Below are 26169 nucleotides of genomic sequence, written 5' to 3'. Positions count from 1 at the left end.
GATAAATGATTAATGTAGCTTTATTAAGCAGATGGCATGTTCATGCCAATGATTATGAAAAAGAAATACGGGAGAATGAAAATTTTTCCGTTCAAGTTGTATGGGATGAAGAAGCGGAACGTGGTAGTAAGTGGGCAGAAGAACTGGGTGTCCGATTTGAACAGGATTTACAAAAGGTTTTGACGGATTCTTCTATTGACGCTGTCGTGATTAATACGCCTACTAGTATGCATAAGGAAGTCATACTAGCTGCAGCAAAGAATCACAAACATATTTTCACTGAAAAGGTATTGGCTTTTTCACTAGAAGATTGTCAGGAAATCTATCAAACAGTAGAAGAGCATGGAGTAAAGTTGGTTGTCTCTTTACCTAGATTGACGAAGGATTATTACTTATATGCTCAAAAAGTGGTAGATGAAGGGCTGCTTGGTACGTTAACGATGATTCGCTGTCGGCTTGCTCATAATGGAGCGGTACCGGTTAACCAAGAAACCTCAGGGTGGCTGCCAGAACGGTTTTTTGATAAGGAATTATGCGGGGGAGGTTCATTAATCGATTTAGGTGCACATCCCATCTATTTAACCAATCGTTTAGCTGGTCCTGTGTCCGCACTTCATGCACGGTTACAGCAAACCAAACAATTGGGCGTGGATGACAGCGCTGTCGTTTTACTCGAATATACATCGGGTGCGCTTGGGGTGATTGAAACTAGTTTTCTATCACAGGGAAGTCCTTTTCAATTAGAGTTATACGGCACCCATGGAACACTGCTTATTGAAGATGAAGAGATTCGGTTACTAAAGGACGGCGGGGTGATGTCTATAGAAAAATCGGACTCATTACCAATGCCGATTGAACAATGGGGAGCACTTATTAAGGCTGGTACACCTTCAACAATTACTAAAGAAGATGTGATTAACTTGACCGTCATAAATGAAGCCGCTGCTTTATCACATCAACGGAAGTGTAGAGTGGAAATTAAGGATATCGTGGGGGAATCAGATGAGTAATATCCTTCGAGTTGGCATAATCGGGGCAGGGGGAATTGCAAGAAATGTTCATCTCCCGAATTATAAGAAACACAACGATAAAGTAAAAGTGGCGGCTATTACAGATGTCGTAAGAGGAAATGCTGAGGTACTGGCTATTGAGTTTGGTATTGATCATGTTTTTAGTGATTATAAGGAAATGTTGGAGACCGTCGAACTAGATGCGGTGAGTATTTGTACTCCTAATAAATTTCATGCGGCTGCGACTATCGCTGCCTTAGAAGCAGACTGCCATGTAATCTGTGAAAAGCCGCCGGCGATGACGGTTGAAGAAGCTGAATTAATGGCTCATACGGCTCAGAAGATGGGGAAAATCCTAACCTATGGATTTAATTTCAGACACACGGAAGAAGTTAGTGCACTGAAGAAATATATTCAGGCCGATGAATTAGGTGAGATTTATGCAGCAAGAGTTCATGCCATCAGAAGACGGGGCATTCCTGGATGGGGAGTCTTTACCAATAAAGAATTACAGGGCGGCGGTCCGCTTATTGACATAGGTGTGCATATGCTGGATACAGCTTTATACTTAATGGACTACCCTGAACCAGACACGGTATTTGGGGTTGCCTATCAAAAGCTTGGAAACAAAAAGGGTGTAGGCCTATTTGGAGAGTGGGACTGGGAAAAATTCTCGGTAGAAGACATGGTACGCGGCATGATTACGTTTACCAATGGTTCTTCCATAATTATAGAAACGGCTTTTGCGGCTAATATTCAACAACATGAAGAGATGAGTGTTGTGCTAATGGGGGATAAGGGCGGGGCAGACGTATTTCCTTTGAAAATCTATCAGGAAAAACATGATACGCTCGTAGACGTAACCCCTACCTACCTTCCCAAAAACCGCGACCATCCGCTCCAGATGGAACGGTTTATACAGAGCTGCATCGCAGGCGAACCGCCTATCAGTACACCGAAACAGGGAGTGATTCTACAAAAAATCATTAACGGACTGTATGAATCCGCTGATAAAGGTGAAGCGATAAAACTTAATAATCCAGCAGAGGATTGAGAATCTAAAAGAGCAATTTATATTGAATTGCTCTTTTTTAGATTAGGATTCTTTAGATATTTTCAATAGATATTTGAACCCGTCTTTGTAAAAGAAGGCAGGGTATCTTTCATTGTCAATGGTTCTTAAAAGATTGAATTGCTGGAGAAGGGATTGAGTAATGTCCAACTCGCTATCATGTGGGGTTCTCTTTTGATAAAAGGTCTCCTCGCCGATTTGTTCTTCTCCAGTTATGGTGTCATAGTGTTCGACATAATTCACTGCCATTTCGCTCATTTTAGCGGCCATTTTTTCTCGCAGTTCATCAATTAATTCATGTCCCTCATATACCACTTTATCCTTAATGTAGATCACCCCGCTGTCCACTTTTTCTGCTGCTTCAAATAACGAAAGTGCGATTTCATTTTTACCCTCGATGATTTGCCATGGCATGGGGGACCAGCCTTTTCCCTTTGGCAAATCACTCGCATGGATGACAATATTATGAGTGTGTAATGCTAACTTTTCAGGAGGGCAGATTTTAGTCACACTTAGAAAAAAAGCGATATCACCTTTCGTCATTTCGTTAAAGTTGTATATGATTTCGGTAGTATGTTCTTTCTTCAAGATCAATTGAAGTTTTTTGGCATGGTCAACAAACCAGCTATCTTTAGAATCTAGAATAAGTGTTATCTTCATGTTTCGGCTCCCTTTACCTCAGATACCTTATACTATGGAATGATTGTCCACAAAGTGATTAATAGGTAAGCCTAATCGATATCCACATTCTTTTTTTTTAACAGTTTATTATGGAGTTTCGAGAGGAAAATCAGGGCGAGAATGGCGCCGAGGAAGGTTAGGGACATATCCCATTGTGCATCCCACCGGTCGCCTTGTGATCCTAAAAATTCTTCTGAAGCTTTCCCGCCTTTTGAAATGACAGACGCCAGCCATTCGATGATTTCATACAGTGCTGAGATAGCAAGGATATAACTCAATGTAATTGCGGTTAACCACGGACCTTTCTTAAGTGGTGTTTTACGGATGGTGATTTCTCTAAGTACGATGGCGAGTAACCCTTTTAGAAAGTGTCCGAACCGGTCATAGTGATTCCGGTTTAACTCAAAATGATCTTTAAGCCAATTAAAGAACGGAACTTTTGTGTACGTATAGTGAGCACCGATGAATGTCGTAATTGAAAGTAATGCAATAATGAAATAGGATAATGTCGTGAGACGAAACCGCTTGTAGGTAGCCAGGAGAATAATGAGTGCCACAATCGCCGGGAGTGCTTCCATTGTCCAGATTAAGTAACCGTGTGGCTTAATAAGGGACCAAATCAAAACAGCAAGTACGACCACTAACAATAATAAATGAAGCTTACTACCCTTTTCTTTAAGCAATTCTTTCACTCATTTCATTGTTTTTATCTATTATTTTCTTTAAATGCCGCTTTTATTAAAAAACACTGCCAACTGTAGACAAACTCGGGTACTTTAAAATCGAGATGTTGATTTCCATTCCAGGCGCTTCGCTTTCCGCGGGCGGGCGGTGAGCCTCCTCGTCGCTTACGCTCCTGCGGGGTCTCACCTGTCCCGCTGTTCCCGCAGGAGTCTTCACGCCTTTCACTTCAATCAACTGACTTTCTAAACTTAAAAGTAAAAGGCCTATTTATAAATGATATAGAATTCCGAGGTGATAAGGAGTATTTTCGAAAACCATTTTGAAATGGTAACACAAGACCAACTTGTTCCCCCAGGCCTATTTGGTCCGAAAAATGCAAAAGAGATCCAGAATGAAACCATTCCAAACCTCTTTTGTCTACAAACTGCACTGCCAACTGTAGAGGTTGGCGGTGTTTTTTAGGTTTATTCTTCTAGGTACGGCCAGATTTGATAGGTATCAGATGTTTCTTTACCTTGTAATAAGACCTTTTTCACATGTTGTAATTTGTCGTCTTTTATTTCGATGGAGAAGTCGCCGCTTTTACCAATGAACAGACGATTCTTAATCGTGACATACATGGTGTCCCCTTCAATCTTATAATCATAACCGCTGTATTTAATCGCTCCGCTACTGAAACTTCCATCCGTAGTCAGCGTTTCACCTTCAAAATTTGTGCGGCTGATATAGAGTAGATCCATTTCTGTTGGGTCTGTTTTAAAGAGTGCCCATGCACTGATTAATACGATGATTACGAGTACAATTCCGATGATTCGTTTCAATGTAGTGCCTTCTTTCTACGTTTTTTTAGGTGGATTCTTTGTGACAAAAATAGGAGGAATGGAGTATTAAGTCATATTTTAACAGAAAAAATATTGTAATAGTGGATAAATTTATGTAAGATGTATTTAAATGTTAACGTTAACATAATTTAAATGTAGTTGGAAATTAGGTCTAGTTATTTCTTTTTATGAAAAATGTTAACGCTAACATAAATTGAAAAGGATGCGGTGAAATATATGAAAGCCTTTATGGGAGAGAATTTTTTACTATCCACAGATACTGCGGTTGAACTTTACCATACCTATGCAAAGGATATGCCGATTATTGACTATCATTGTCACTTGAGCCCTAAAGAGATTTATGAGAATAAGAGATTCAAGAACATCACGGAAGCTTGGCTGTACGGAGATCATTATAAATGGCGGTTAATGAGAGCAAATGGGATTTCTGAGGAATGTGTGACAGGGAATGCCGATGATTATGAGAAGTTTCTGGCATGGGCCAAAACGGTACCAATGACCATCGGAAATCCGTTGTATAACTGGACGCACTTAGAGTTACAACGTTTTTTTGATGTGCATGAACTGTTAAATGAAAAAAGTGCTCCGGAGATTTGGGAAAAAGTAAATGGTTTGCTGCAAGGGGAGAACTTTGGTGCAAGAGATTTAATAGTGAAATCAAATGTTAACGTCGTCTGTACAACCGACGACCCAATCGATTCACTAGAGTATCATCAGTTATTACAAAAAGATCAAGACTTTAATGTAAGCGTTTACCCTAGTTTCCGCCCAGATAAGGGCTTAGCCATTAATCTGCCAGGTTATCTTGAGTGGGTCAATCAATTGGCAAAGGTATCTGAACAGCAAATTGAAGATTACGATAATTTTCTGAAGGCTTTAGAATCTCGGGTCCGCTTTTTCCATGAAGTTGGCGGCAGAGTATCCGATCATGCGCTCGATGTCATTGTGTATGAAGAAGGGACGAAAGAAGAGGTTGCCTCGATTTTCGCTAACGTCCTGCAAGGCGGGGAAATCACGAAAGAAGAAGAAAGAAAATATCGGACGTATACCCTGAATTTCTTAGGCGGGTTATATGCGGAGCTCGGATGGACGATGCAATTCCATATCAATGCGCTTCGTAATAATAATGACCGGATGTTTAATGTGCTGGGGCCAGATACAGGCTATGATTCGATGAATGATGATGGCATCGCGAAGCCGCTTGTCTCCATTCTTAATGCTATGGAAAAAGAAAATAGCTTACCAAAAACGATTCTCTATTCCTTGAATCCAAATGATAATCCAATCATCGCAAGTATTATTAATAGTTTCCAAGATGGAAAGACACCTGGAAAGATCCAGTTTGGTCCAGCATGGTGGTTTAATGATTCGAAGGAAGGCATGATTGATCAAATGAAGGCACTTGCGAATGTAGGTCTCTTTACCCGTTTTCTTGGGATGCTGACGGATTCGAGAAGCTTTCTCTCTTATACAAGACATGAGTATTTCAGAAGAATTCTTTGCCAGCTGATAGGTGAATGGGTTGAAAATGGAGAGGTGCCAAATGATATGGAACTATTGGGAAGTATCGTGCAAGGGATTTCTTATGATAATGCCAATACCTATTTTGGATTTGAGTAACTAAAAAAAGAGCTCTCTATTCGTCCTTCGCCAAAAGTAGAATAGAGAGTCCCTAAGAAAAAAATAGTCAGACTTAGTATAACAAAATGTGTAGACATTATAAATCTATATCCTTGGGAGGATACCATGAGTACAAATCTTGCTTCAAGCATACCCATTATAGAGGCACCTAAAGAAAAGCTAAGTTTAAAAGAAAAAATATCGTATGGTTTCGGTGATTTTGGTAACGGTTTCATGTTTGACTTAGGTCAGTTGTACCTGTTGAAATTCTTAACGGATGTCGCGGGTATCCATGCAGCAGCGGCGGGAATGATTTTCTTAGTCAGTAAATTGTTCGCAGCCGTAGCCGATCCAATTGTTGGTTCATCGATTGATTATCGGAAAAACATTGGGAAGCGTGGTAAGTTCAGACCGTATTTAGTATTTGGCAGTTTGGCGTTAGCCTTTATCACCGTTTTACTGTTCATTTCGCCTGACTTTTCTTATACAGGAAAACTCGTGTATGCGTATGGAATTTATATGATCTGGGGAGTTGCCTACTCCTTTACCAATATTCCTTATGGATCACTAGCAGCAGCGATGACGCAGGATGCGGAAGATCGAACATCGCTTGCAACGTTCAGACAAATCGGTTCACTAGGCGCATTATTGATTACAAGCATTGTGGTTATGCCGTTGGTCGTTCAATTCGAAAACCCAAGTGTCGGATTCCCTGTTACGATGGGCATTATGTGTGTAATTGGGATTATCAGCTTCTATATTTGTTTCCGCAATACGAAGGAAAGGAATGTATGTACAGCACCTCCAACTGAAAAACTATCGTTCAAGTCTATTTTTAAAACATTTGTTCAAAACAAACCGCTGTTAACGCTCGTGCTGATGACTATTTTTTCAATCTCTGCTTATAATATTAAATCAGCGTTATTAATCTATTTTGCTCAATATAATTTAGGCAGTGTTACGCTAGTTGCTAGTATGAGTTTCATCATTATTGGTTCTTCTTTCTTAGGTGTCATCATGATGCCTAAACTTGTCGCAAGATTTGGAAAGAAGAATACAGCGATGCTCGGATTCGCGATTTGTATTGTGGCCGATTTAATCAATTTCTGTATTCCAACAAATATCTATTCATTTACGATTCTATCAGCAATTGCTTTCATTGGAATCAGTATTCCAAACGGCATTACATGGGCCTTTGTTTCCGATATCATTGATTATGGAGAATGGGTGTCAGGAGAGCGGAAAGAAGCAACAACGTATTCATTATTTAATTTTTCACGAAAATTAGCACAATCGCTAGCAGGTTTCATTTCTGGTATTGGTCTAAGTTTGATCGGTTATATCCCCAATGTGGCCCAATCAGCCGGAACTCTGTTAGGCATTAAAGGGCTGCTGACCCTTTATCCAGCCGTAACGTTGACGTTTGCTTTGATTATTATTGGAACATTGTATAAATTAACAGACGAAAAACATGCCGAAATCATCCTGGATCTTAAATCAAGACACGTATAACCGGGAAATTAAATATGGTATGCTTATCAGAAGTATACTTCGTGACTTTAAAGGATGAGTAGAATGGTAACGATAAAAGATATTGCTAGCTTATTAAATGTATCGCATACAACGGTATCAAGGGCGTTAAATAATAGTCCATTGATTAAAGAGGATACAAGAAAAAAAATTCTGGATTTAGCTTCTCAACTGGATTATACGCCGAATTATAATGCGAAAAATCTCGTGCTGAAGAAATCACATACAATCGGTTTATTTTTTACAAGCATTTCAAACGGAACGTCACCCAGCTTCTTTTCAGATACGATAAAAGGTGTTAACAGTGTGATTAATGAACAGTTAAATTTGTTTGTCCGGGGGATTGATGATTACCACGATTTTTCGACCATTAACAGCGGACGGTTCGATGGAATCATTTTAGTGAGTCAAAGTGATGAGGATAATATCTTCATTTACCACGTTCTTCAAAAAAAGATCCCGCTCGTTGTCTTAAACCGGCAAGTGGATGAAAAGAAACTGATTAATATCTTATCGAATGATCGCGAAGGTGCGTATCAGGCGGTTGAACATTTGATACAAAAAGGGCATCAAGACATTGCGATTATTGAAGGGAAGGAAGGATTCAATTCAACTCTCAAACGTAGAGACGGGTACGTAAAAGCGTTGATTGATTATCAAATTCCGATTAAAAGTGAGTATATGGTCAAAGGGAATTATGATATGCAGAGCGGGTATCAGGCAATGGAAAAGCTGCTTTCGATGGAAAAGCCGCCGACTGCTGTATTTTGTTCCAACGATGATATGGCGCTCGGAGCAATGAATTCAGTCTTTGCTCATCAGTTAAAGGTTCCAGATGATGTATCAATTATCGGATTCGATGATATTGGTTTTGCCCAATATACCACGCCGCAATTAACCACGGTGAAGAGACCGATTGAAGAGATTAGTATTATTGGAGCTGAAAAATTAGTAGATTTGATGGAGCAGCCGAGTGAACGCGGCGAACTTATCTTTGTTAATACGGAATTAATAGTTCGGAATTCCGTGAACGAATGAGACCCGTTTAGGGTTACCTAAATTGTTAACGTGTGCATTTTGAGAGGAGGAAAAATAAAAGTGGAGAAATTAAGTAGAAAAATAGGCAAAGACTATCCTGTCTATCCTGAAAAGGTCCTTCAGTTTGGAGAAGGGAATTTCTTACGCGCCTTTGTCGATTGGCAGTTATATGTTCTGAATAAGGAAACCAATTTTAACGGAAGTGTGGTGGTTGTTCAGCCAAAGGGAACGAATAAAATTGTCGGACTCAATGAACAAGAGGGCTTATTTACTTTATACCTGCAAGGAATGAAAGAGAATAAAGCCGTTAATGAACATATGATCGTTGATACGATTAGCAGAGGCATTGATTTGTTTACTGATTATCACCAATATATCGAATTAGCACACAGTGAAGAGCTGCGATTCGTTATTTCGAATACAACCGAAGCAGGGATTTATTTTGAACCGAAGGACAGGTTAGAAGACCGGCCGCAGATTAGTTTTCCAGGAAAACTAACAGCGTTCTTATACCACCGTTTTCAAGCATTCAACGGAGATCAGCAAAAAGGCTGTATTGTGATTCCTTGTGAATTAATTGAAGAGAACGGAATTAAGTTGAGAGAAATCGTTCTTCAATATGCAGAGCTCTGGAATCTGGGTGAAGAGTTTGTTTCATGGATTATGCAAAACAACACATTTTGTAATAGTTTAGTAGACCGTATCGTACCTGGTTTCCCAAAAGACAATATTGATGAAATTACAGAAGAGTTAGGGTATCAAGACGATTTAGTCGTGGTCGGCGAACAGTACCATCAGTGGGTGATTGAAGGTCCGCAGTGGATTAAGGATGAATTCCCCATTGATCAAGTGGCTTTAAACACGTTTATTGTCGATGATTTAACGCCTTACCGTACACAAAAAGTGAGGATTTTAAATGGGGCTCATACAGCGATGACCCCGATTGGTTATTTAGCTGGATTGGAAACGGTAGCAGAAGCGGTGGAGGACGAGGAAGTCGGCCGTTATATTCATGAACTGATTTATGAAGAAATTGTGCCGACGCTCAACTCTGATGTAAAGGTGTTCGCTAATGATGTAATTAATCGGTTTAGAAATCCATACTTTAAGCATTATTTACTAAGCATAAGCTTAAATTCAACCTCTAAATTTACAGCGAGGATTTTACCAACTCTCTTGGATTACCTAGAGAAGAAAAAAGAACTGCCGCAGCGAATCGTTTTTTCCTTAGCCGCCTTATTAAGCTTTTATCGGGGGGAAAGAGAAGACGATGCAGCTGTGCTAGACTGGTTTGCCGCATCATGGAGAGCAGTGGATGAGCAAAAGATGACACTCCAGCAATTTGTCGAAAGCTGTCTGAGTAACGAAGGTATTTGGGGAATGAATTTAACCAGCGTAGCCGGTCTAACGGAATTGGTGACAGACAACCTGAAGCAGATTGAACAAGCTGGAATAAGAGAGGCAATGATGAGTGTCAAAAAGGAGTGGATTTCATGAAGGATATTATGCAGATTACGGAACAGGACAATATTGTCTTGGCTTTACGAAAGCTGGCTAAAGAAGAGAAAATCGTTGTCAATGGTAGCGAAATAGTCATCAAACAAGAGGTTGATCGAGGGCATAAAGTAGCTTTGAAGGATTTAAAAAAAGGTGACCATGTGATGAAATACGGCTTTCCAATCGGTCACGCCCTAGAAGATATTGGAGTTGGTGAGTGGGTTCACACGCATAATACGAAAACGAATTTGTCTGGGACACAGGAATACAGCTACAAGCAAAAGTTAACCGAAAATCCTTTTGAAAATGAACAGCTAACATTTAAAGGCTATAGACGAAGGAATGGATTAGTCGGAATCAGAAATGAGCTTTGGATTGTTCCAACGGTCGGCTGCGTGAATGGGATTGCCGAGAAAATTATTAAACGATTTGAAAAAGAAGTGAAGGATATTGCACCATTTGATAATATGCTAGTGTTCAAGCATAGTTTTGGCTGCTCGCAATTAGGTGATGACCATGAAAATACGAAGCAAATTTTATTGAATGCCGTGAACCATCCGAATGCTGCCGGGGTATTGGTGCTCGGACTTGGCTGTGAAAACAATGAGATGGTCACCTTTAAAGAGTCACTTGGGAATGTCGATGATGATCGGATTAAATTCCTTGTGTCACAAGATGTCACTGACGAAATCGAAGCGGGAGTAGAGATGGTCAAAGAAATTCATGCTCATGCCCAAAACGACAAAAGGGAAGATGTTCCGTTAGCCGAATTGAAAATTGGTCTGAAGTGCGGCGGGTCCGATGGCTTTTCAGGGATTACGGCCAATCCTCTTTTAGGAAGGTTTTCTGATTTTCTGATTGCACAGGGGGGAACGACCGTTTTGACAGAGGTTCCAGAAATGTTTGGGGCAGAAACAATCTTGATGGAACGAGCAGAAACGGAGGAAGTCTTTCATAAAACGGTATCGTTAATTAATGATTTTAAAGATTATTTTCTAACCTTTAATCAGCCAATCTATGAAAATCCTTCGCCTGGTAACAAAGCAGGCGGAATTACCACCTTAGAGGACAAATCATTGGGCTGTACCCAAAAAGCCGGTTCAGCACCCGTGGTCGATGTTTTAAAATACGGAGAAGTGTTACAAAGAAAAGGCTTGAATCTCTTGAGTGCTCCAGGAAATGATTTGATTGCATCCTCCGCACTAGCAGCGGCAGGCTGCCATATCGTCTTATTCACAACAGGAAGAGGAACACCATTTGGGACCTTCGTGCCGACAATGAAAGTATCGACGAATACACCCATCTATGAAGCAAAGCCGCACTGGATCGACTTCAATGCAGGCACTTTGCTCGAAGATGACGTATCACCAGAGCTTGTCTTACGCGACTTCATCGACTACATCATCCAAGTCACCAACGGAGAATTCGTCAACAATGAAAAGAACGACTTTAGAGAACTGGCAATCTTTAAAACAGGGGTAACACTGTAAGGGGAAGAAGCGATTGCTTCTTCTTTTTTTGTTGGTGGAGATACTATTTTCATACCCCGATCCCCTAAAAACCCCTTTGCACACTTTTTGGCTTGTTTTGCACAGAAAAGTCGCTGAACTGCACACTTTTTGCTGGGTTTTGCACAGAAATGAACCCCAAGTGCACAGAAAATCGTTAGTTTTGCACACATCGAAGACATTCAAGGCTTTAGGGTTGTTGAAAATAGGGTATCTTTCTCTACTTTTGATTAAGTCCATATAATTGTGTAAAAAAAGAGAGTCATTTTATTCGCTCTTGGAAACAATGTTTTCACCATGAAAACACATTGAAAAGAGGGAATATAATGACTCAGTTACAGTTTAACCTTGATATCGATCTTTTAAAACTTTCCATTATGAATTCTAATCTTGATGCCGTGATTAAATCAGCGGTTGTGTTGATCTTAAATGAGTTTATGGAGAAAGAGAGAGACAACCATCTACAAGTTTCATCTTATGAGCGCTCTACCGAGCGTCAGGATTATCGAAATGGCTATTATGAACGTGATTTTACGATGAGTATTGGCAAGATTAAATTGAAGGTCCCTAGAACACGTAATGGCGACTTTTCCCCTTCTGTATTTGAAAAATATGCTCGGGTCGATCAAGCGCTCGTCCTTTCCATGTTAGAGATGGTAATCAATGGAGTTTCTACACGAAAGGTTACTCATATTGTCGAACAGCTATGCGGTGAAAATGTCTCAAAATCCTTCGTTTCATCGCTGACTGAAAAGCTTGATCCCATTGTTAATGGCTGGGCAGGGAGGCCCCTCAATACCACGTACTACCCCTTTGTTTTCGTAGATGCCATGTATATCAAGGTGCGTGAGCACCATCAAGTTGTCTCAAAAGCCGTATATATTGCGACTGCCCTTACGGAACAGAATAAGCGAGAGATTCTAGGGCTCCATGTAGATCATGTAGAAAGCTTTGAATCTTGGTCACAGTTCTTTAAGCAACTAAAATCCCGCGGTCTTCAATCCCCGAAACTGGTGATTTCTGATGCCCATCAAGGGTTAGTCAAAGCAGTCCAACGGGAATTCATTGGGACCAGCTGGCAACGGTGCAATGTCCATTTTAAACGGAACATTATCGAAAAACTGCCTAAAAAGGGATCATCTGATATTCGCTTGATGATTAAACGGGTATTTGAAGCAGTCACGATAGATGATATTCGTCTATTTAAAACGGAGTTAATAAATAAATTTGGTGAGGAATCAAAATATGAAAAAGCCCTTCAAATTTTGGATGAAGGGTTCGAAGACACCATTCAATACATGAATCACCCTGAAAAAATCAGGCAGCACATTCGTAGTACAAATTCGCTGGAGCGTTTAAATCAAGAAGTACGCAGAAGAGAAAGAGTAATCCGGATCTTTCCTAATACCCAATCTGCTTTCCGATTAGTAGGTGCTCTCTTAATGCAATATCAAGACACAGTTTACGACAAGAAAAAAGCATTGTCGAAGTAGTTATTTTTCAAAACTTCCATCATGAATCATTTCACATTCAAACAGGGCTGTCAAAGTGAAAAGCCTTTGACAGCTCTGCCCGAATGCGAGAGAAAATGGCCATGGAAGTTTCCAAAAAAAAGTGTAAGGTTAGGGTTTTGTGCAACTCTAAAAACAGTTTTTTATCCGTTTGAAAGCGTCCAATTAATCAGAGTGAAAACATTGTTAACGAATTTACACAATAATAAGGACTTGACTCTACTTTTCTCATATTTGGCATCTAACCAGTCTTGATGACTCTATTTTCATAACCCCGAATGCCCAAAAACGCTCTCCGGCGTTAATCAGGTCAGAAGTGAAAGGTCTGGGGGGGCTGTCTTTTGAAAATGAGTATCTATCTTTACTCTACTTTAGAGATCCAACTTAGATTCTAGTAAATGACATATTTTCAACAACCCTTGGGATCTTGAAACGTTTTCTGGTGAGATGTTTTCGCACAAAAATAAGCGCCAGGCGCACATAAACACCGTGATTTAGCACGAGGTTGTTGCTGGGAAGCGGCAAAGAAGGATTAAGGATGGTTTGTCTTGTGACTATCGAACAGGCTTGTAGATTTAAACATTCAGATAGTAATTTAATATATCAGAAAAATGATAAAAATGAAAAAATAGATTGACGTGCTTCGAATTCTGGCTTATGCTAATTTCATTATAAAAATACATAATTGATTTCTTATCCAGAGAGGTGGAGGGATATGGCCCTTTGAAACCTCGGCAACAGGTTCCTTGTGAATACTGTGCCAATTCCATCAGGTTCGCCTGATAGATAAGAAGAACAGAAAACTAGTTATTATTTATTCTGTCCTCTTCTTAAAAAAGAAGGGGACTTTTTGTTGTTTGGGGATGAAAAAAGGGGGAGTAAGAAATGGAGAAAATCGTTAGAGAGCTTTCTGTGCTGCACGGACCTTCAGGCTTTGAACAGCCAGTTATCCGTTACATAACGTCAGAACTTGAATCTTTAGCAGACGAGTGGTCTGTGGATCATCTTGGTAATATTACTGCGATAAAAAAAGGAAGTAGACCGGGGCCAAGGCTGATTCTTACAGCGCATATGGATGAGGTTGGCTTTATTATTCGAAGCATTACACCTGATGGCTTGCTTAAGGTCGAGTCTTTAGGAGGTCATGATATTCGTATATTGGCCGGTCAAAAGGTACGGGTTCGAACTGGTACTGGGTATTTAATTGGTGTGTTTGGCGGGATTTCTGCCCATTATCGGAAGTTTGAAAGTGAAAGAAAGCTTAAGTCTGTCAGAGAATCCTATATCGATATTGGAGCCCGTTCCAAGAAACAAGCAATCAATATGGGTGCTGCTATTGGGGATTCCGTTACCTGGCTTTCGGACGTTACCGTTTTGGGCAACAGTGATACAGGGAGGATAGTTGGCAAGGGCTTTGATGACAGGGCAGGCTGTGCGGTGTTGTTACAGGTGCTGAAGGATCTTCCAGATTTCTCTGGAGAGCTTGTCATTATCTTTACGGTTCAGGAAGAGATAGGCCTAAGAGGGGCGAAAGTAGCAACAGAGGGGATTGCTGCTGATGCAGCGATTGCCATTGATACGACAGCAGCCAGTGATACTCCAGAAACTGTCCTGGATGATGAGCTTCAGATTGGTGGAGGAGTTGGCATTAAGGTCATGGATGCAAGCTTAATCGCCCATCCAGCCATTAGAGAGAAGCTAAAGACACTGGCAGAAGAGGGAGGAATTCCGTATCAGCTGGAAGTATTTCCTGGAATAGGGACAGATGGTGGAGCCGTTCACCTCTCCAACAAAGGGATACCGACAGGCGTGCTTTCTATTCCATCCCGTAACGCACACTCTCCAATTGAAATTATTGATATCACAGACTTAGAAGCTGCTAAAGACTTGCTTACTTTGTTTATTACTAATGAAGATGAGTTGCTAAGCTTCACTTCCTTTTAAAAATATGTAAATAAGACAGGTGAATCCTATGTATGTAATAAAACGCTTACTAACGATGGTTGTGACTCTCTGGATTATTATGACGCTGACCTTTGTCATTATGAACAGTATACCAGGCGATCCATTTGCGTCAGATGCAAAATCATTACCGGAGGAAATTGTTAAAAATATGAGGGCAAAATATAATTTGGACGAACCGTTGCCTGTTCAATACGTTCTCTATATGAAGGATTTGCTTCATTTTGACTTTGGTCCTTCGATTCAGTCTAAGACAAGAGATGTGAATACATTGATAGCAGAAGGGTTCCTGCCATCAGCTATATTGGGGCTGCAAGCAATGGTTGTTGCCATTATACTAGGTTTGGCTTTAGGCATTATCGCTGCCCTCAACCATAATCGAGGGCTAGATTACCTTTCGATGATTGTGGCAATAGTGGGGATTTCTGTACCGAGCTTTATATTGGCACCTTTGCTGATTAAATACGGTGCTGTCGAGGCAGGAATCCTTCCAGTTGCCTCGTGGGGAACATGGGCGCATACAATTCTTCCGACCATTGCCTTGGCAGTCGGTCCGCTTGCGATTATCGCCCGATTTGTCAGAACAAGCATGCTGGAGGTCTTAAGCCAAAACTATATGAAAACGGCTGAGGCGAAGGGACTTTCCACGGTATATATTGTCTGTAAGCATGGAATTCGGAATGCAATCATCCCTGTCATTTCCTTTATTGGGCCGCTGTTTGCATCAATAATTACCGGAACATTCGTAATAGAGAAAATATTTGCGATACCCGGTATTGGAAAATATTTTGTAGACAGTATTTTTAATCGAGATTATCCAGTCATTCTGGGTACAACCATTTTTTACAGCACGATTTTAGTCTTAACGCTATTTCTAATCGATTTGTGCTATAGATTTGTCGATCCGAGAATAAAAATGACGAGCGGAGGTGAATAGGCGTGCCAGAAGTAAATGACAGTATGTTTAAGCCTGTCGATCGCAGCAGGTTACGATATAGAACGAAAAGCCGTCCTGTTATGGGGTATTGGCATGAAGTGGCACTAAAGCTTGCGAAGAACAAGTTGGCGTTAACGGGTTTCTTTTTATTACTGATCATTCTAACGCTGTCGATCATTGGACCTCACCTCCTGCCCTTCACTCCAAGCCATCAATCCTTGACGGAAGGCAACTTAAAACCTTCTGCCAAGCATTGGTTTGGTACGGATGACTTAGGGAGAGATGTTTGGGTACGGGTCTGGACAGGGGCTAGAATTTCGCTATTGATTGGGATTATCGCAGCCATAATCGATTTAATTATGGGGGTTTTGGTAGGAGGAATATCAGGCTATATGGCTGGAAGAAGCCGAGCAGGAGATAGAATAGACGGTTTTTTAATGAGAATTGTCGAGATTTTGTATGGAATCCCTTACCTTCTTGTCGTGATACTACTGATGGTTGTTATGAAACCGGGATTGACTACGATGATTCTGGCACTCTCGATAACAGGATGGGTAGGCATGGCGAGAATTGTGAGGGGGCAAATTTTGCAGTTAAAGCAGCAGGAATACGTGATGGCCGCTGAAAAGCTGGGGACCTCCCATTTCAAGATTATTTCAAAGCATTTGCTGCCAAATATGATGGGCATTATTATTGTCAATCTAACTTTTACCATTCCACAAGCTATTTTTTCAGAATCATTTTTGAGTTTTTTAGGATTGGGTGTTCAAGCGCCTACAGCAAGCTGGGGAACGATGGCTAACGACTCTCTAGGTGTAGTTTTAAGCGGTCAGTGGTGGAGATTGTTTTTTCCGGCATTGATGATTTCGTTAACGATGTTTGCCTTTAATGCGTTTGGAGATGGGTTACAGGATGCGCTTGATCCGCGCTCTGAGAAGTAAGGAGAGATGATGTATGAGAGTATTAGAAATTGATAATCTACATGTGTCATTCAAAACACGTGGAGGAGAAATCCATGCGGTGAGAGGTGTAGATCTTCATGTAGAAGATGGTGAGACGCTAGCGATTGTTGGAGAAAGCGGCTGTGGAAAAAGTGTGACCGCCCAATCGATCATGGGGATGATTCCAAAACCCCACGGACGAGTAAAAGTCGGCAGCATCAAATTTCGAGATCAGGAAATCACGTCTCTATCGTCTAAAAAACTTAGAGAAATAAGAGGAACAGAAATTGGCATGATTTTTCAAGATCCCATGACATCGCTTAATCCTACGATGAAAATAGGACATCAAATTGATGAAATCTTTATAAAGAAATTGAAACTTTCAAGGGACGAGGCAAAGAAAAAAACGATCCAACTGCTTCAGGAAGTTGGAATCGCGGATCCCACTACACGTTATTCCGATTATTCACATCAATTTAGCGGTGGGATGAGGCAGCGCGTTGTCATTGCAATCGCCCTAGCAGCTAACCCAAGTTTACTCATAGCGGATGAACCGACGACAGCACTTGATGTAACCATCCAGGCTCAAATACTCGAATTATTAAAACGTATTCAGTTAGAAAGGCAGACATCGATTGTGTTAATAACGCATGACCTTGGTGTCGTAGCTGAACTGGCTGATAGAGTATCCGTGATGTATGCAGGAATTGTCGTAGAATCGGGCACAGTCCATGAACTATTTGAGTCTCCTAAGCATCCCTATACATGGGGACTGCTGAATTCCGTTCCCACTATTCATTCTCAGGAGAAAGAACGGCTTATGGCTATTGAAGGAACACCTCCAGACTTGTTCGATCCACCTATGGGATGTCCGTTTGCAGAGAGATGTCCGTATGCGATGGAAGTGTGCATAGAGTATCTGCCCGAGAAAGAGTTCTTTTCTGAAAGTCATAGCGCACGCTGCTGGCTTCAAGATAAGCGGGCAAAAGGGTACAGTGAAATTGCGGCCGGAGGTGAACGTCATGGGTGAGATCATTCTCGACGTACAGAATGTTAAGAAGCACTTTAAGGCGGGCAAGCATCAAACCATAAAATCTGTCGATGGAATCTCCTTTGACATTCGAAAGGGAGAAACATTTGGACTTGTCGGAGAAAGCGGCAGCGGGAAAACGACCTTGGGAAGAACCCTTGTGGGAATCTATGAAGCTACTGAAGGAAAAGTGATTTTCGATGGAAGGGATCTATCCAAACTGGATCGAAAAAGCAAGAAAATGGTCAATCGAGAAATTCAAATGATCTTCCAGGATCCGCAAGCCTCCTTAAATCCTAGAATGAAGGTAGGAGACATTATTGCTGAAGGACTGGACGCCCATCGATTGAAAAAAGGCAGTGCAAGAAAACAGCGGATTATTGAGTTATTGGAGAAGGTTGGACTAAGTCCCGAGCATGCCGATCGTTTTCCACATGAATTCAGCGGCGGGCAAAGACAGCGTATTGGGATAGCGCGTGCACTTGCTGTGGAACCTTCTTTCATTGTAGCCGATGAGCCGATATCTGCTCTGGATGTCTCCATTCAAGCACAGGTTGTTAATCTATTAACTGATTTACAGGAAGAGTTTGGGTTGACCTACTTGTTCATTGCTCATGATTTGGCCATGGTTAATCATATCAGTGATCGAATCGGTGTGATGTATTTGGGACAAATGATGGAACTTGCTGCAAGCGATGAGTTATTCGCTGAACCGCTGCATCCCTATACGAAGGCGTTATTATCCGCCATTCCTGCAAGTGAGCCAAGTTTAAGAGGAGCCAAAGAAAGAATCCTTTTGGGAGGTGATCCGCCAAGTCCTATCGAGCCCCCTTCAGGCTGCCCATTCCGTACCCGCTGTCCTGCAGCGATGGAGGTTTGCGCTAAGCAAAAACCACAGTGGAAGGAAATAAAAAATGAGCATTACACCGCATGCCATTTATATGGATAAGGTGAGAAGAGCATGTACATAAATCAACGTTAGATAACGGGAGGAAATTATGAAGAAATTATCATTATACATACTAACAGTCATCCTGGTCGTTCTTACTGCATTAAGTGGATGCGGCAAGAATGAAAAGACAGCTCAGGGAGGGTCAGCCAAAGAGGTTGATCAAACCATTACAGCCAATCTAGGCGGTGAACCGTATACATTGGACCCGGCCTTTGCATCTGATACGACTTCCTATTGGGTAATTGACCACTTATATGAGGGATTGTATTCATATGATAAGAATGGCAAGGTTGTAAAGGGAACAGCAAGCAAGGTTGAGGTATCAGAGGATGGTAAAACGTATACCTTTACGATTCGTGATGATGCTAAATGGTCAAATGGAGCTGCCGTAACGGCGAATGACTTTGAATATTCGTGGAAAAGGGTGTTAAATCCAAAGACAGCAGCCTATGATCCTTCGAGCTTCTATTATATCAAAGGAGCCGAAGAGTACAATACAGGCAAAGGTTCGGTAGATGATGTCGCTATTAAAGCGGAAGACGAGAAAACCCTCGTCGTACAATTGGATACACCCATTAAGTTTTTCCCAACTGTTCTGCAAGGACACGGATTCCTGCCAGTCAACCAACAAGTAGTCGAAGCAGATGAAAAGTGGGCAGCAGAGGCAGAAGGCATTGTCTCAAATGGGGCTTATCATGTGTCTGCTTGGAAGCACAATGACGGAATAACGCTTGATAAGAACAAAGAACACTGGAATTCAAAGAATATCGGTCTGGATTCAATCAAGTTTAAAATGATTGCCGACGCCACGACTGAATATCAAATGTTCAAATCCAAGGAATTGGATTTAGTAAAATCAATTCCCTCTGAAGCGATTGATCAAGAGAAGAGTAGTGATGAATATATCAGCTCCCCTTCTTTTAGTGTCTATACCTATTCATTTAATGTCAACGAGAAACCATTTACGAACAAAAAAATCAGACAAGCATTTGCCTATGCAATTGATCGAGATGCGATTACAAAAAATGTTTCCAAAGGCGGAGAGAAAGCCGCATACGGATATGTAGCATACGGAGCAGAAGCCCCTTCAGGAAAGGACTTCCGTGATGAGGTTTCCGACTATTATTCTTTTGATGCAGATAAAGCGAAAAAACTGCTGAAAGAGGGACTTAAAGAAGAAGGTTGGAGTACTCTTCCTGAAGTAACGTTAAAATACAATTCTGAAGCTAATCATAAGAAGATAGCGGAAGCACTTCAGGAAATGTTCAAACAAAATCTTGGAGTAGAGACAGCGCTTGAAAATCAAGAATGGAAAACATACATTGATTCATTTAAACAAAAGAACTTCCAAATCGCTCGTATGGGCTGGGTCGGAGATTTCCTTGATCCGTATCCAGTATTGAATTTATATAGTACGAAAAGCTCCAGCAACTTTACAAATTGGAGCAATACGGAATATGATAAACTACTGTCTGATTCCTTAGTAGAGCAGGATGAAACCAAAAGATATGAATTGCTCCATCAAGCTGAAGAACTATTAATGACCGAAATGCCTATCATACCTATTTATTTCTCATCACAAAATTCACTAGTCAGCAAAAAGGTAGAGGGAATTCGATTTGACGCGTTAACAAGCCCTGACCTGCGTTTTTCCAAGGTTACAGAATAACGGATGTACAAGAATTATTTCCTTTCATGTGCGGCATCGATGCTACTCTGCCAATTACTAACCTTCACATCACTACTATCACAAGATAGAGTCAAAGATGTAAACCATCTCTTTATTGCTGGTTTATTCCTCTTAATGGCTTCGGCGGTAATCTATGTAGTGAACAGTGGCTTTTTTTACCTATTCTTAATAGGCTTTCAACAGCTTAAAAAGGGATTGTTTAGAGAGCCGGAATATATGAAGGAAATCAATATAGGACTTACCGAGTGGAAACAAAGGCTTTATAAAGGAACCGTGAGTTATGCTGGTGGAATTGGAACAGGGCTAGTAGTGCTATCCACTTATTGGTCATTTTAAGAATAAAAAAAAGAAGCAACCAGTTGTAAAATTGGTTGCTTCTTCTTTCTTTTTATTTTGCTGATTTTAATAGTTGGATGACTTTTTTTGCAACTGATCCACCTGATGCTGGATTTTGTCCGCTGACCACGCGATTATCAGCTACAGCGAATGCTGCCCAGTCTTCGCCTTTTACATAATTGGCTCCTCTATTGACAAGTTCATCTTCAGTTAAAAATGGAACGGCTTTATCTAATCCAAGGGCGATTTCTTCAGTATTTGCAAAGCCTGCCACCTTTTTGTTCGCAATTAGATAATTACCTGCCGCATTTTTAATATTTAATAAGCCAACAGAACCATGACAAACAGCTGAGACAATTCCGCCATTTGCATGTATGTTACTAGCGATGCTTTGTAACTTTTCATCATCAGGGAAATCCCACATGACACCGTGCCCGCCTGTGTAATAAATGGCATCATAATCTTTAGGATTCACTTCATCTGCTGATAAAGTAGCACTTAGCTTATTTAAAAAGTCAGGGTTGGTATAATATTGCCAATCTAATTCAGTCATTTGATCTGCTTCCAAGCTGTGTGGATCGATCGGTGTAAATCCGCCATTTGGGCTTACATAATCAACGTGATATCCTTCCTTTTCCACTTCGTCTACAAAGTGAACAGCTTCTCCTAACCATAATCCTGTTGCACGTTCTTGATTTGGATATTTAGAAACATTAGTGACTACTACTAAAATGTTTTTCATTATGCATTCTCCTTTTTGTTTGATAGTATCAACCTTAAAGGTTAAACCATACTTTAAGTCAAGGAGGATGCATTATGTATTCTATACAACAAGCCAGCCAACTCGCTCAAATTCCATCAAGTACGATTCGTTATTATGAAAAAATAACCTTAATTCCTCCTATAAAAAGAAACAAACAAGAACATCGTACATTTGATGATAAAGACATTGAAATTCTTAATTTAATCAGATGTTTCCGAACTTTAGGTATGTCGATTGAAGATATAAGAGCGAGCATTTCAACCATAAATTTAGAACATGAAGAGATGAACACCAAAGCCATTTTATTTCAGCACAAGAAAAAATTAGAGGAGCAAATTGGTATTTTAAATGCTTACATTCATGAGATTGAGGGGAAAATAGGTAGATGATGAATGAGTTTGAAAATTCTAATAAGTTATTGTCAAACCACTGGCTATTGGATATAGTTTAGATACTTATAGAGTAGGGGGGCGTTGTTGTGAAACCCATTATTTTAGGCATCTGTTCCGCCTTCTTTTTTTCGATTACGTTTATTTTAAATCGCTCGATGGAGTTGTCTGGCGGAAGCTGGCTTTGGAGTTCGTCGCTGCGTTATTTTTTTATGGTGCCTTTTTTATTGTGTATCGTTCTGGCGCGAAAAAACCTGAGGCCGCTTTTTGGCATGATGAGGGAACGGTGGGGCAGCTGGATTCTTTGGTCTACCGTGGGTTTTGGCCTATTTTACGCTCCCCTTTGTTTTGCTGCCGCTTATGCACCCGGCTGGCTGACGGCTAGTACTTGGCTGATTTCCATCATTTCAGGCTCGCTTTTAGCGCCCTTATTTTTTGTGACAGCAGGTGGGAAAACGGTACGGGGGAAAATTCCGTTCCGAGGCCTTACTTTTTCCGTCCTAATCTTAGCAGGAATTGTCCTGATGCAGATCGAACATGCTGGCCATATCTCTAGAATAGAAGCAGCACTCGGATTTATTCCTGTTCTGATTGCGTCCTTTGCATATCCACTAGGCAATCGGAAAATGATGGAGCTATGCGGAGGGAAGCTGGATGTATTCCAACGGGTGCTTGGAATGACGATTGCCAGTTTGCCATTTTGGCTGGTACTATCGGTATTCGGCATACTGAAAGCGGGGCTTCCTAGTGCTGGTCAAACGTTTCAATCACTGCTCGTTGCGATCAGTTCCGGCGTCATTGCAACCGTCCTTTTTTTCAAAGCAACTGATCTCGTTCGTGGGAACATGACAAAACTAGCTGCGGTCGAAGCTACTCAGTCAATGGAAGTTCTTTTTACCGTCTTTGGTGAATTACTGATTGTCTCCACTCTTTTCCCGTCACTGTTGTCTTGGATAGGGATGATAATTATTATGGTTGGTATGGTGCTGCACAGTTACTTCTCACAACGAATGAATAGGAAGTTAGGGGTACAACTATAGCTTTTTTACTTTCTTATTCAGTCTAGGTAATAAGTATACTGATTACAATAAAAGCGAGTAGCAACATGATCATACCTGATATGGATAAATGTAATTCTTTGCGCACGTTTTTTTTTTGATAAAAAAGTAATTTAATAAGCCGTAAGACCCTCCAATTTTAAGCAGAGCGCCTGATGTATTCAGGCGCTCTGCTTAGTTTGGTTTCTTTTTTTTACCCATAACCAACAAACGATAATGCCAAGGGTGCCCCCAACAGTGTCCAGCACTACATCCTGGATCAGAGGCGTGCGGTCACCGGTGATTTTTTGGTGAAGTTCATCTAAAGAAGCATAAAGAATGACAAACATCAAAGCTCCAGGAAACCAGAGCTGTTTTTTCTTAAGGAAGTAACTTAGTACTCGATAGGTTAAAAAGCCGAGGACGAAGAAAATCGATAAATGGGCTGCCTTGCGAATAAAGAATTGAACAAATGAGACAACGCCTACGCTCTGAACGCTGACTTCACTTCCTGCATAATTGAAAGAGATACCATCCAATTTTTCTTCTAAATGTAAGGGTTCCAGATAAGTTTTTAAAACGGGTGTAAGATCCTGTTCTTGATAGGATTGCGCAGAAAAATTAAAGATAACTAGCATCCAGCATACGAATACAATGAAGAAAATTGTTTTTTTTGTCATGAACGGACCTTTCGAGGTAGGAGTACCTTTAAGATTAGCAAAGCAGTATAGATAAAAAACCTCCATTGGGAGGTTTTTTATTCTCTTAGAGAGTCAATTTTTTGTATTGCCTTTATGTATACTTCATAGTTGATATAACCTTTACCATCACATGCTAGACAGTCCATAAATGAATCGTAATTCCCTGTCCCATCACAGTCAGGACAATGTCGGGACCCTTTAGGAATTTCTTTAACAGGACCAGTATAGAAAAGAGTTTTAAGTATTCGGTACAAGTCAATCACTACGAACATCCCCTTAATATAATTATATGTAATTATGGTTAAAATAACCAGTAAATATTCTGACTATATAATCGGATTGGAAAGTTAAATAAAATTAATTGAATTTTCAGAACAAATATTTGACGGTGAATTTTTATTGATTTAGTATAAAAATAACAAGGTTCTAATCGTTTAAAAAGGAGGGGGGAAAATAGTTGAAAGAGATGGGGAAGGTTGCTGTAATGACTGAAGCCGAGATGATGGAGTATCGGGAATATGAAGTGCCTAATGCCGATACAGGCGGCGTTGTGGTGAAGGTTTTGCGGACGAATATCTGCGGGTCTGAGCTGCATATTTGGAAAGGGATGCATCCGACAAAAAAGAGCGGTGTCCTTGGTCATGAGATGGTCGGGGAAGTGTATTCGCTTGGTGAAGGTGTGGACCGGGATTATGCAGGAGAGAGTATTAAGATTGGTGATCGTGTCGTTGCTGCCTATTATATTACGTGCAGAAAGTGTACCCCTTGTCAGGAAGGTAACTTTCATCTTTGTGAACATGCCTATGATTTCTGGAATTTGGACCCAAATGTTGCCCCTCACTTTCACGGGACGTTTGCGACTCATTATTATATCCACCCTGATCAATATTTTTATAAGGTGCCGGATTCTGTGTCAGATGTTGCCGCTGCCAGTGCGAATTGTGCGCTGTCACAAGTTTATTTTGGGATTGATAAGGCACAGATTACCTATGGTCAACGTGTTGTCATCCAAGGGGCTGGAGGATTAGGGTTGAATGCTGCCGCGGTAGCAAAGGAAAAAGGGGCAAGGGTGATTATCATTGATGGAGTAGAAAGCCGCCTAGAGCTGGCAAAGAAATTTGGTGCAGACCATGTGATTAATCTAAATGAATTCTCGACACTTGAAGCACGGACAGAAGAAGTACTGCGTTTAACAGATGGAAAGGGCGCACATGCTGGGATTGAAGTAAGTGGTGTTCCGGCGGCATTCGCAGAGGGAATTCATTTGATTCGGCAAGGTGGAAAATATGTGAGTATCGGCAATATCTCACCTGGTAAACTAACACCGTTTGACCCAGGATTGTTAACAAGAAAGTCCATTCAGGTGCTTCCAGTTGTTCGGTATGATCCATGGTATTTAAAGAAGGCGTTGGATTTTCTGAAGTCTACATCGGAGAAATATCCTTTTAATGAGATGCTTGATCGGGAATTTTCACTAGCAGAAATTAAAACGGCATTAGATGAGTCGGCAGCTAGAAACGTAGTCAGAGGATCAATTGTGATTGCAGGGAAATCCGCTCTACTAAATGAAAGCGTTACCAATTAAAAGGAGGCTATGATTATGATTAAACCAAAAATGTATGTGCTTGATACAGGGACGATGCAAATGGATAAAGGCTTTATGGTGGCGATGCATAATCCGGCATCGATAAACAATCAAAATCCACCGGCTGAATTCGTTGAATTTCCAGTTTATGCAGTTTTGATTGATCATCCTGAAGGCAAAATTCTCTTTGATACAGGTTGTAACCCTGAGGGGATGGGCGATGAAGGCAGATGGCCAGAAGGGGTTCAAGAATTATTTCCTTATCAGGCATCCGAAGAGTGCTACCTGATTAACCGCCTAGCTCAATTAAACGTCCGTCCAGAGGATATTAAGTATGTGGTGGCTTCGCATTTACATCTCGATCATGCCGGCTGTTTGGAATTGTTCAAAAACGCAACGGTAATTGTACATGATACGGAGCTGTCAAATACGATGAAAACGTATGCGATCAATAAAGATATGGGGGCCTATGTGTGGGCGGATATTGATCAATGGATCAAAACAGGCGTGAATTGGAAAACGATTATGCCCCATGAAGATGAACTGGAGCTTGCGGAAGGAATTAAAATTCTGAACTTTGGACCGGGACATGCCTGGGGAATGCTTGGTCTTCATATCGAGCTGCCGGGTGAAGGGGGAATTATTTTAGCATCGGATGCTGTTTATTCTGCTGAAAACTATGGTCCGCCTGTTAAGATTCCTGGGATTATCTACGATTCAGTCGGATTTTTAAGCGCCGTGGAACGGATTAAAAAATATGCAGAGCGCACCAATTCACAGGTATGGTTTGGCCATGATTCCAAGCAATTCAGAGAATTTATTAAGTCAACCGAAGGATTCTATGAGTAAGTAG

25 protein-coding genes and 1 riboswitch are annotated in these 26169 nt (G+C 40.9%); of the genes, 20 read left to right on the top strand and 5 right to left on the bottom strand.

Annotated elements, in window-relative coordinates:
- Positions 1-5 precede the first annotated feature (5 nt).
- Together MHI18_RS06590 and MHI18_RS06585 are read left to right on the top strand one after the other, a co-directional pair.
- The gene (locus MHI18_RS06590; RefSeq protein WP_340846589.1) at positions 6-1010 is read left to right on the top strand and encodes a Gfo/Idh/MocA family protein; all 1005 of its coding nucleotides are present in this window, start codon (positions 6-8) and stop codon (positions 1008-1010) included.
- Positions 1003-2064: a Gfo/Idh/MocA family protein gene (locus MHI18_RS06585; protein WP_340846588.1), complete on the top strand. Its 1062-nt coding sequence runs from the start codon at positions 1003-1005 to the stop codon at positions 2062-2064. The genes MHI18_RS06590 and MHI18_RS06585 overlap by 8 nt, the downstream gene beginning before the upstream one ends.
- Before the next feature lie 42 nt (positions 2065-2106).
- Here MHI18_RS06585 and MHI18_RS06580 read toward each other — a convergent pair whose 3' ends face one another.
- Together MHI18_RS06580 and MHI18_RS06575 are read right to left on the bottom strand one after the other, a co-directional pair.
- The gene (locus MHI18_RS06580) at positions 2107-2742 is read right to left on the bottom strand and encodes a formyltransferase family protein (protein WP_340846587.1); all 636 of its coding nucleotides are present in this window, start codon (positions 2740-2742) and stop codon (positions 2107-2109) included.
- 71 nt (positions 2743-2813) lie between these two features.
- Positions 2814-3446, bottom strand: a complete 633-nt coding sequence (locus MHI18_RS06575; protein WP_340847600.1) for a DUF2238 domain-containing protein — start codon at positions 3444-3446, stop codon at positions 2814-2816.
- A 325-nt stretch (positions 3447-3771) separates the two neighbouring features.
- On the opposite strand from MHI18_RS06575, the gene MHI18_RS06570 reads away from it, so the two are divergent.
- Positions 3772-3909 carry a hypothetical protein gene (locus MHI18_RS06570; RefSeq protein WP_340846586.1) on the top strand — a complete coding sequence of 46 codons (138 nt, stop codon included), beginning with the start codon at positions 3772-3774 and terminating at the stop codon, positions 3907-3909.
- A 2-nt stretch (positions 3910-3911) separates the two neighbouring features.
- On the opposite strand, the gene MHI18_RS06565 is transcribed toward MHI18_RS06570, so the two are convergent.
- The gene (locus MHI18_RS06565; RefSeq protein WP_340846585.1) at positions 3912-4268 is read right to left on the bottom strand and encodes a hypothetical protein; all 357 of its coding nucleotides are present in this window, start codon (positions 4266-4268) and stop codon (positions 3912-3914) included.
- Between the two features lie 237 nt (positions 4269-4505).
- Here MHI18_RS06565 and uxaC point away from each other — a divergent pair, with 237 nt between their 5' ends.
- From uxaC to MHI18_RS06500, 13 genes are all read left to right on the top strand, one after another.
- A complete protein-coding gene (gene uxaC / locus MHI18_RS06560; protein WP_340846584.1) occupies positions 4506-5909 on the top strand; it encodes a glucuronate isomerase in 1404 nt (467 codons plus the stop codon).
- 126 nt (positions 5910-6035) lie between these two features.
- Positions 6036-7421, top strand: a complete 1386-nt coding sequence (locus tag MHI18_RS06555; protein WP_340846583.1) for an MFS transporter — start codon at positions 6036-6038, stop codon at positions 7419-7421.
- A 63-nt stretch (positions 7422-7484) separates the two neighbouring features.
- Entirely contained in the window at positions 7485-8477 is a 993-nt protein-coding gene (locus MHI18_RS06550) for a LacI family DNA-binding transcriptional regulator (RefSeq protein ID WP_340846582.1), read from the top strand.
- A 60-nt stretch (positions 8478-8537) separates the two neighbouring features.
- Entirely contained in the window at positions 8538-9974 is a 1437-nt protein-coding gene (locus MHI18_RS06545; RefSeq protein ID WP_340846581.1) for a tagaturonate reductase, read from the top strand.
- A complete protein-coding gene (locus MHI18_RS06540; RefSeq protein WP_340846580.1) occupies positions 9971-11464 on the top strand; it encodes a UxaA family hydrolase in 1494 nt (497 codons plus the stop codon). Before MHI18_RS06545 ends, MHI18_RS06540 begins: the two co-directional genes overlap by 4 nt.
- 344 nt (positions 11465-11808) lie before the next feature.
- Complete coding sequence (locus tag MHI18_RS06535) at positions 11809-12975, top strand: IS256 family transposase (RefSeq protein WP_340845447.1); 1167 nt, start codon at positions 11809-11811, stop codon at positions 12973-12975.
- 708 nt (positions 12976-13683) lie between these two features.
- A riboswitch (SAM riboswitch) is annotated at positions 13684-13786 on the top strand.
- Positions 13787-13878: 92 nt separating this feature from the next.
- The gene (locus tag MHI18_RS06530) at positions 13879-14937 is read left to right on the top strand and encodes a M42 family metallopeptidase (RefSeq protein ID WP_340846579.1); all 1059 of its coding nucleotides are present in this window, start codon (positions 13879-13881) and stop codon (positions 14935-14937) included.
- Between the two features lie 28 nt (positions 14938-14965).
- On the top strand, positions 14966-15892 hold the full coding sequence (locus tag MHI18_RS06525) for an ABC transporter permease (RefSeq protein ID WP_340846578.1): 927 nt from the start codon (positions 14966-14968) through the stop codon (positions 15890-15892).
- Positions 15893-15915: 23 nt separating this feature from the next.
- The gene (locus tag MHI18_RS06520; protein WP_340847598.1) at positions 15916-16833 is read left to right on the top strand and encodes an ABC transporter permease; all 918 of its coding nucleotides are present in this window, start codon (positions 15916-15918) and stop codon (positions 16831-16833) included.
- Between the two features lie 13 nt (positions 16834-16846).
- On the top strand, positions 16847-17863 hold the full coding sequence (locus tag MHI18_RS06515) for an ABC transporter ATP-binding protein (protein WP_340846577.1): 1017 nt from the start codon (positions 16847-16849) through the stop codon (positions 17861-17863).
- Positions 17856-18812, top strand: a complete 957-nt coding sequence (locus MHI18_RS06510) for an ABC transporter ATP-binding protein (RefSeq protein WP_340846576.1) — start codon at positions 17856-17858, stop codon at positions 18810-18812. The genes MHI18_RS06515 and MHI18_RS06510 overlap by 8 nt, the downstream gene beginning before the upstream one ends.
- A 49-nt stretch (positions 18813-18861) precedes the next feature.
- Entirely contained in the window at positions 18862-20484 is a 1623-nt protein-coding gene (locus MHI18_RS06505; RefSeq protein ID WP_340846575.1) for a peptide ABC transporter substrate-binding protein, read from the top strand.
- Between the two features lie 3 nt (positions 20485-20487).
- On the top strand, positions 20488-20841 hold the full coding sequence (locus MHI18_RS06500; protein WP_340846574.1) for a DUF3899 domain-containing protein: 354 nt from the start codon (positions 20488-20490) through the stop codon (positions 20839-20841).
- Between the two features lie 52 nt (positions 20842-20893).
- On the opposite strand, the gene MHI18_RS06495 is transcribed toward MHI18_RS06500, so the two are convergent.
- Complete coding sequence (locus MHI18_RS06495; protein ID WP_340846573.1) at positions 20894-21583, bottom strand: type 1 glutamine amidotransferase domain-containing protein; 690 nt, start codon at positions 21581-21583, stop codon at positions 20894-20896.
- A gap of 74 nt (positions 21584-21657) precedes the next feature.
- Here MHI18_RS06495 and MHI18_RS06490 point away from each other — a divergent pair, with 74 nt between their 5' ends.
- Positions 21658-21993 (top strand): MerR family transcriptional regulator, encoded by a 336-nt coding sequence (locus tag MHI18_RS06490; protein ID WP_340846572.1) that lies wholly within the window; start codon positions 21658-21660, stop codon positions 21991-21993.
- Between the two features lie 89 nt (positions 21994-22082).
- Positions 22083-23033: a DMT family transporter gene (locus tag MHI18_RS06485; protein ID WP_340846571.1), complete on the top strand. Its 951-nt coding sequence runs from the start codon at positions 22083-22085 to the stop codon at positions 23031-23033.
- A gap of 179 nt (positions 23034-23212) precedes the next feature.
- Here MHI18_RS06485 and MHI18_RS06480 read toward each other — a convergent pair whose 3' ends face one another.
- The gene (locus MHI18_RS06480; RefSeq protein ID WP_340846570.1) at positions 23213-23710 is read right to left on the bottom strand and encodes a VanZ family protein; all 498 of its coding nucleotides are present in this window, start codon (positions 23708-23710) and stop codon (positions 23213-23215) included.
- 487 nt (positions 23711-24197) lie between these two features.
- Between MHI18_RS06480 and MHI18_RS06475 the strand changes: the two genes are divergently transcribed.
- Together MHI18_RS06475 and ahlS are read left to right on the top strand one after the other, a co-directional pair.
- Complete coding sequence (locus tag MHI18_RS06475) at positions 24198-25316, top strand: zinc-binding dehydrogenase (RefSeq protein WP_340847597.1); 1119 nt, start codon at positions 24198-24200, stop codon at positions 25314-25316.
- Between the two features lie 15 nt (positions 25317-25331).
- Positions 25332-26165: an AhlS family quorum-quenching N-acyl homoserine lactonase gene (ahlS, locus tag MHI18_RS06470; protein ID WP_340846569.1), complete on the top strand. Its 834-nt coding sequence runs from the start codon at positions 25332-25334 to the stop codon at positions 26163-26165.
- Positions 26166-26169: the final 4 nt, after the last annotated feature.

The organism is Peribacillus sp. FSL H8-0477 (genome assembly GCF_038002765.1).
Classification (GTDB): Bacteria; Bacillota; Bacilli; order Bacillales; family DSM-1321; genus Peribacillus.
This window is presented reverse-complemented; position numbering and strand designations above follow the sequence as displayed.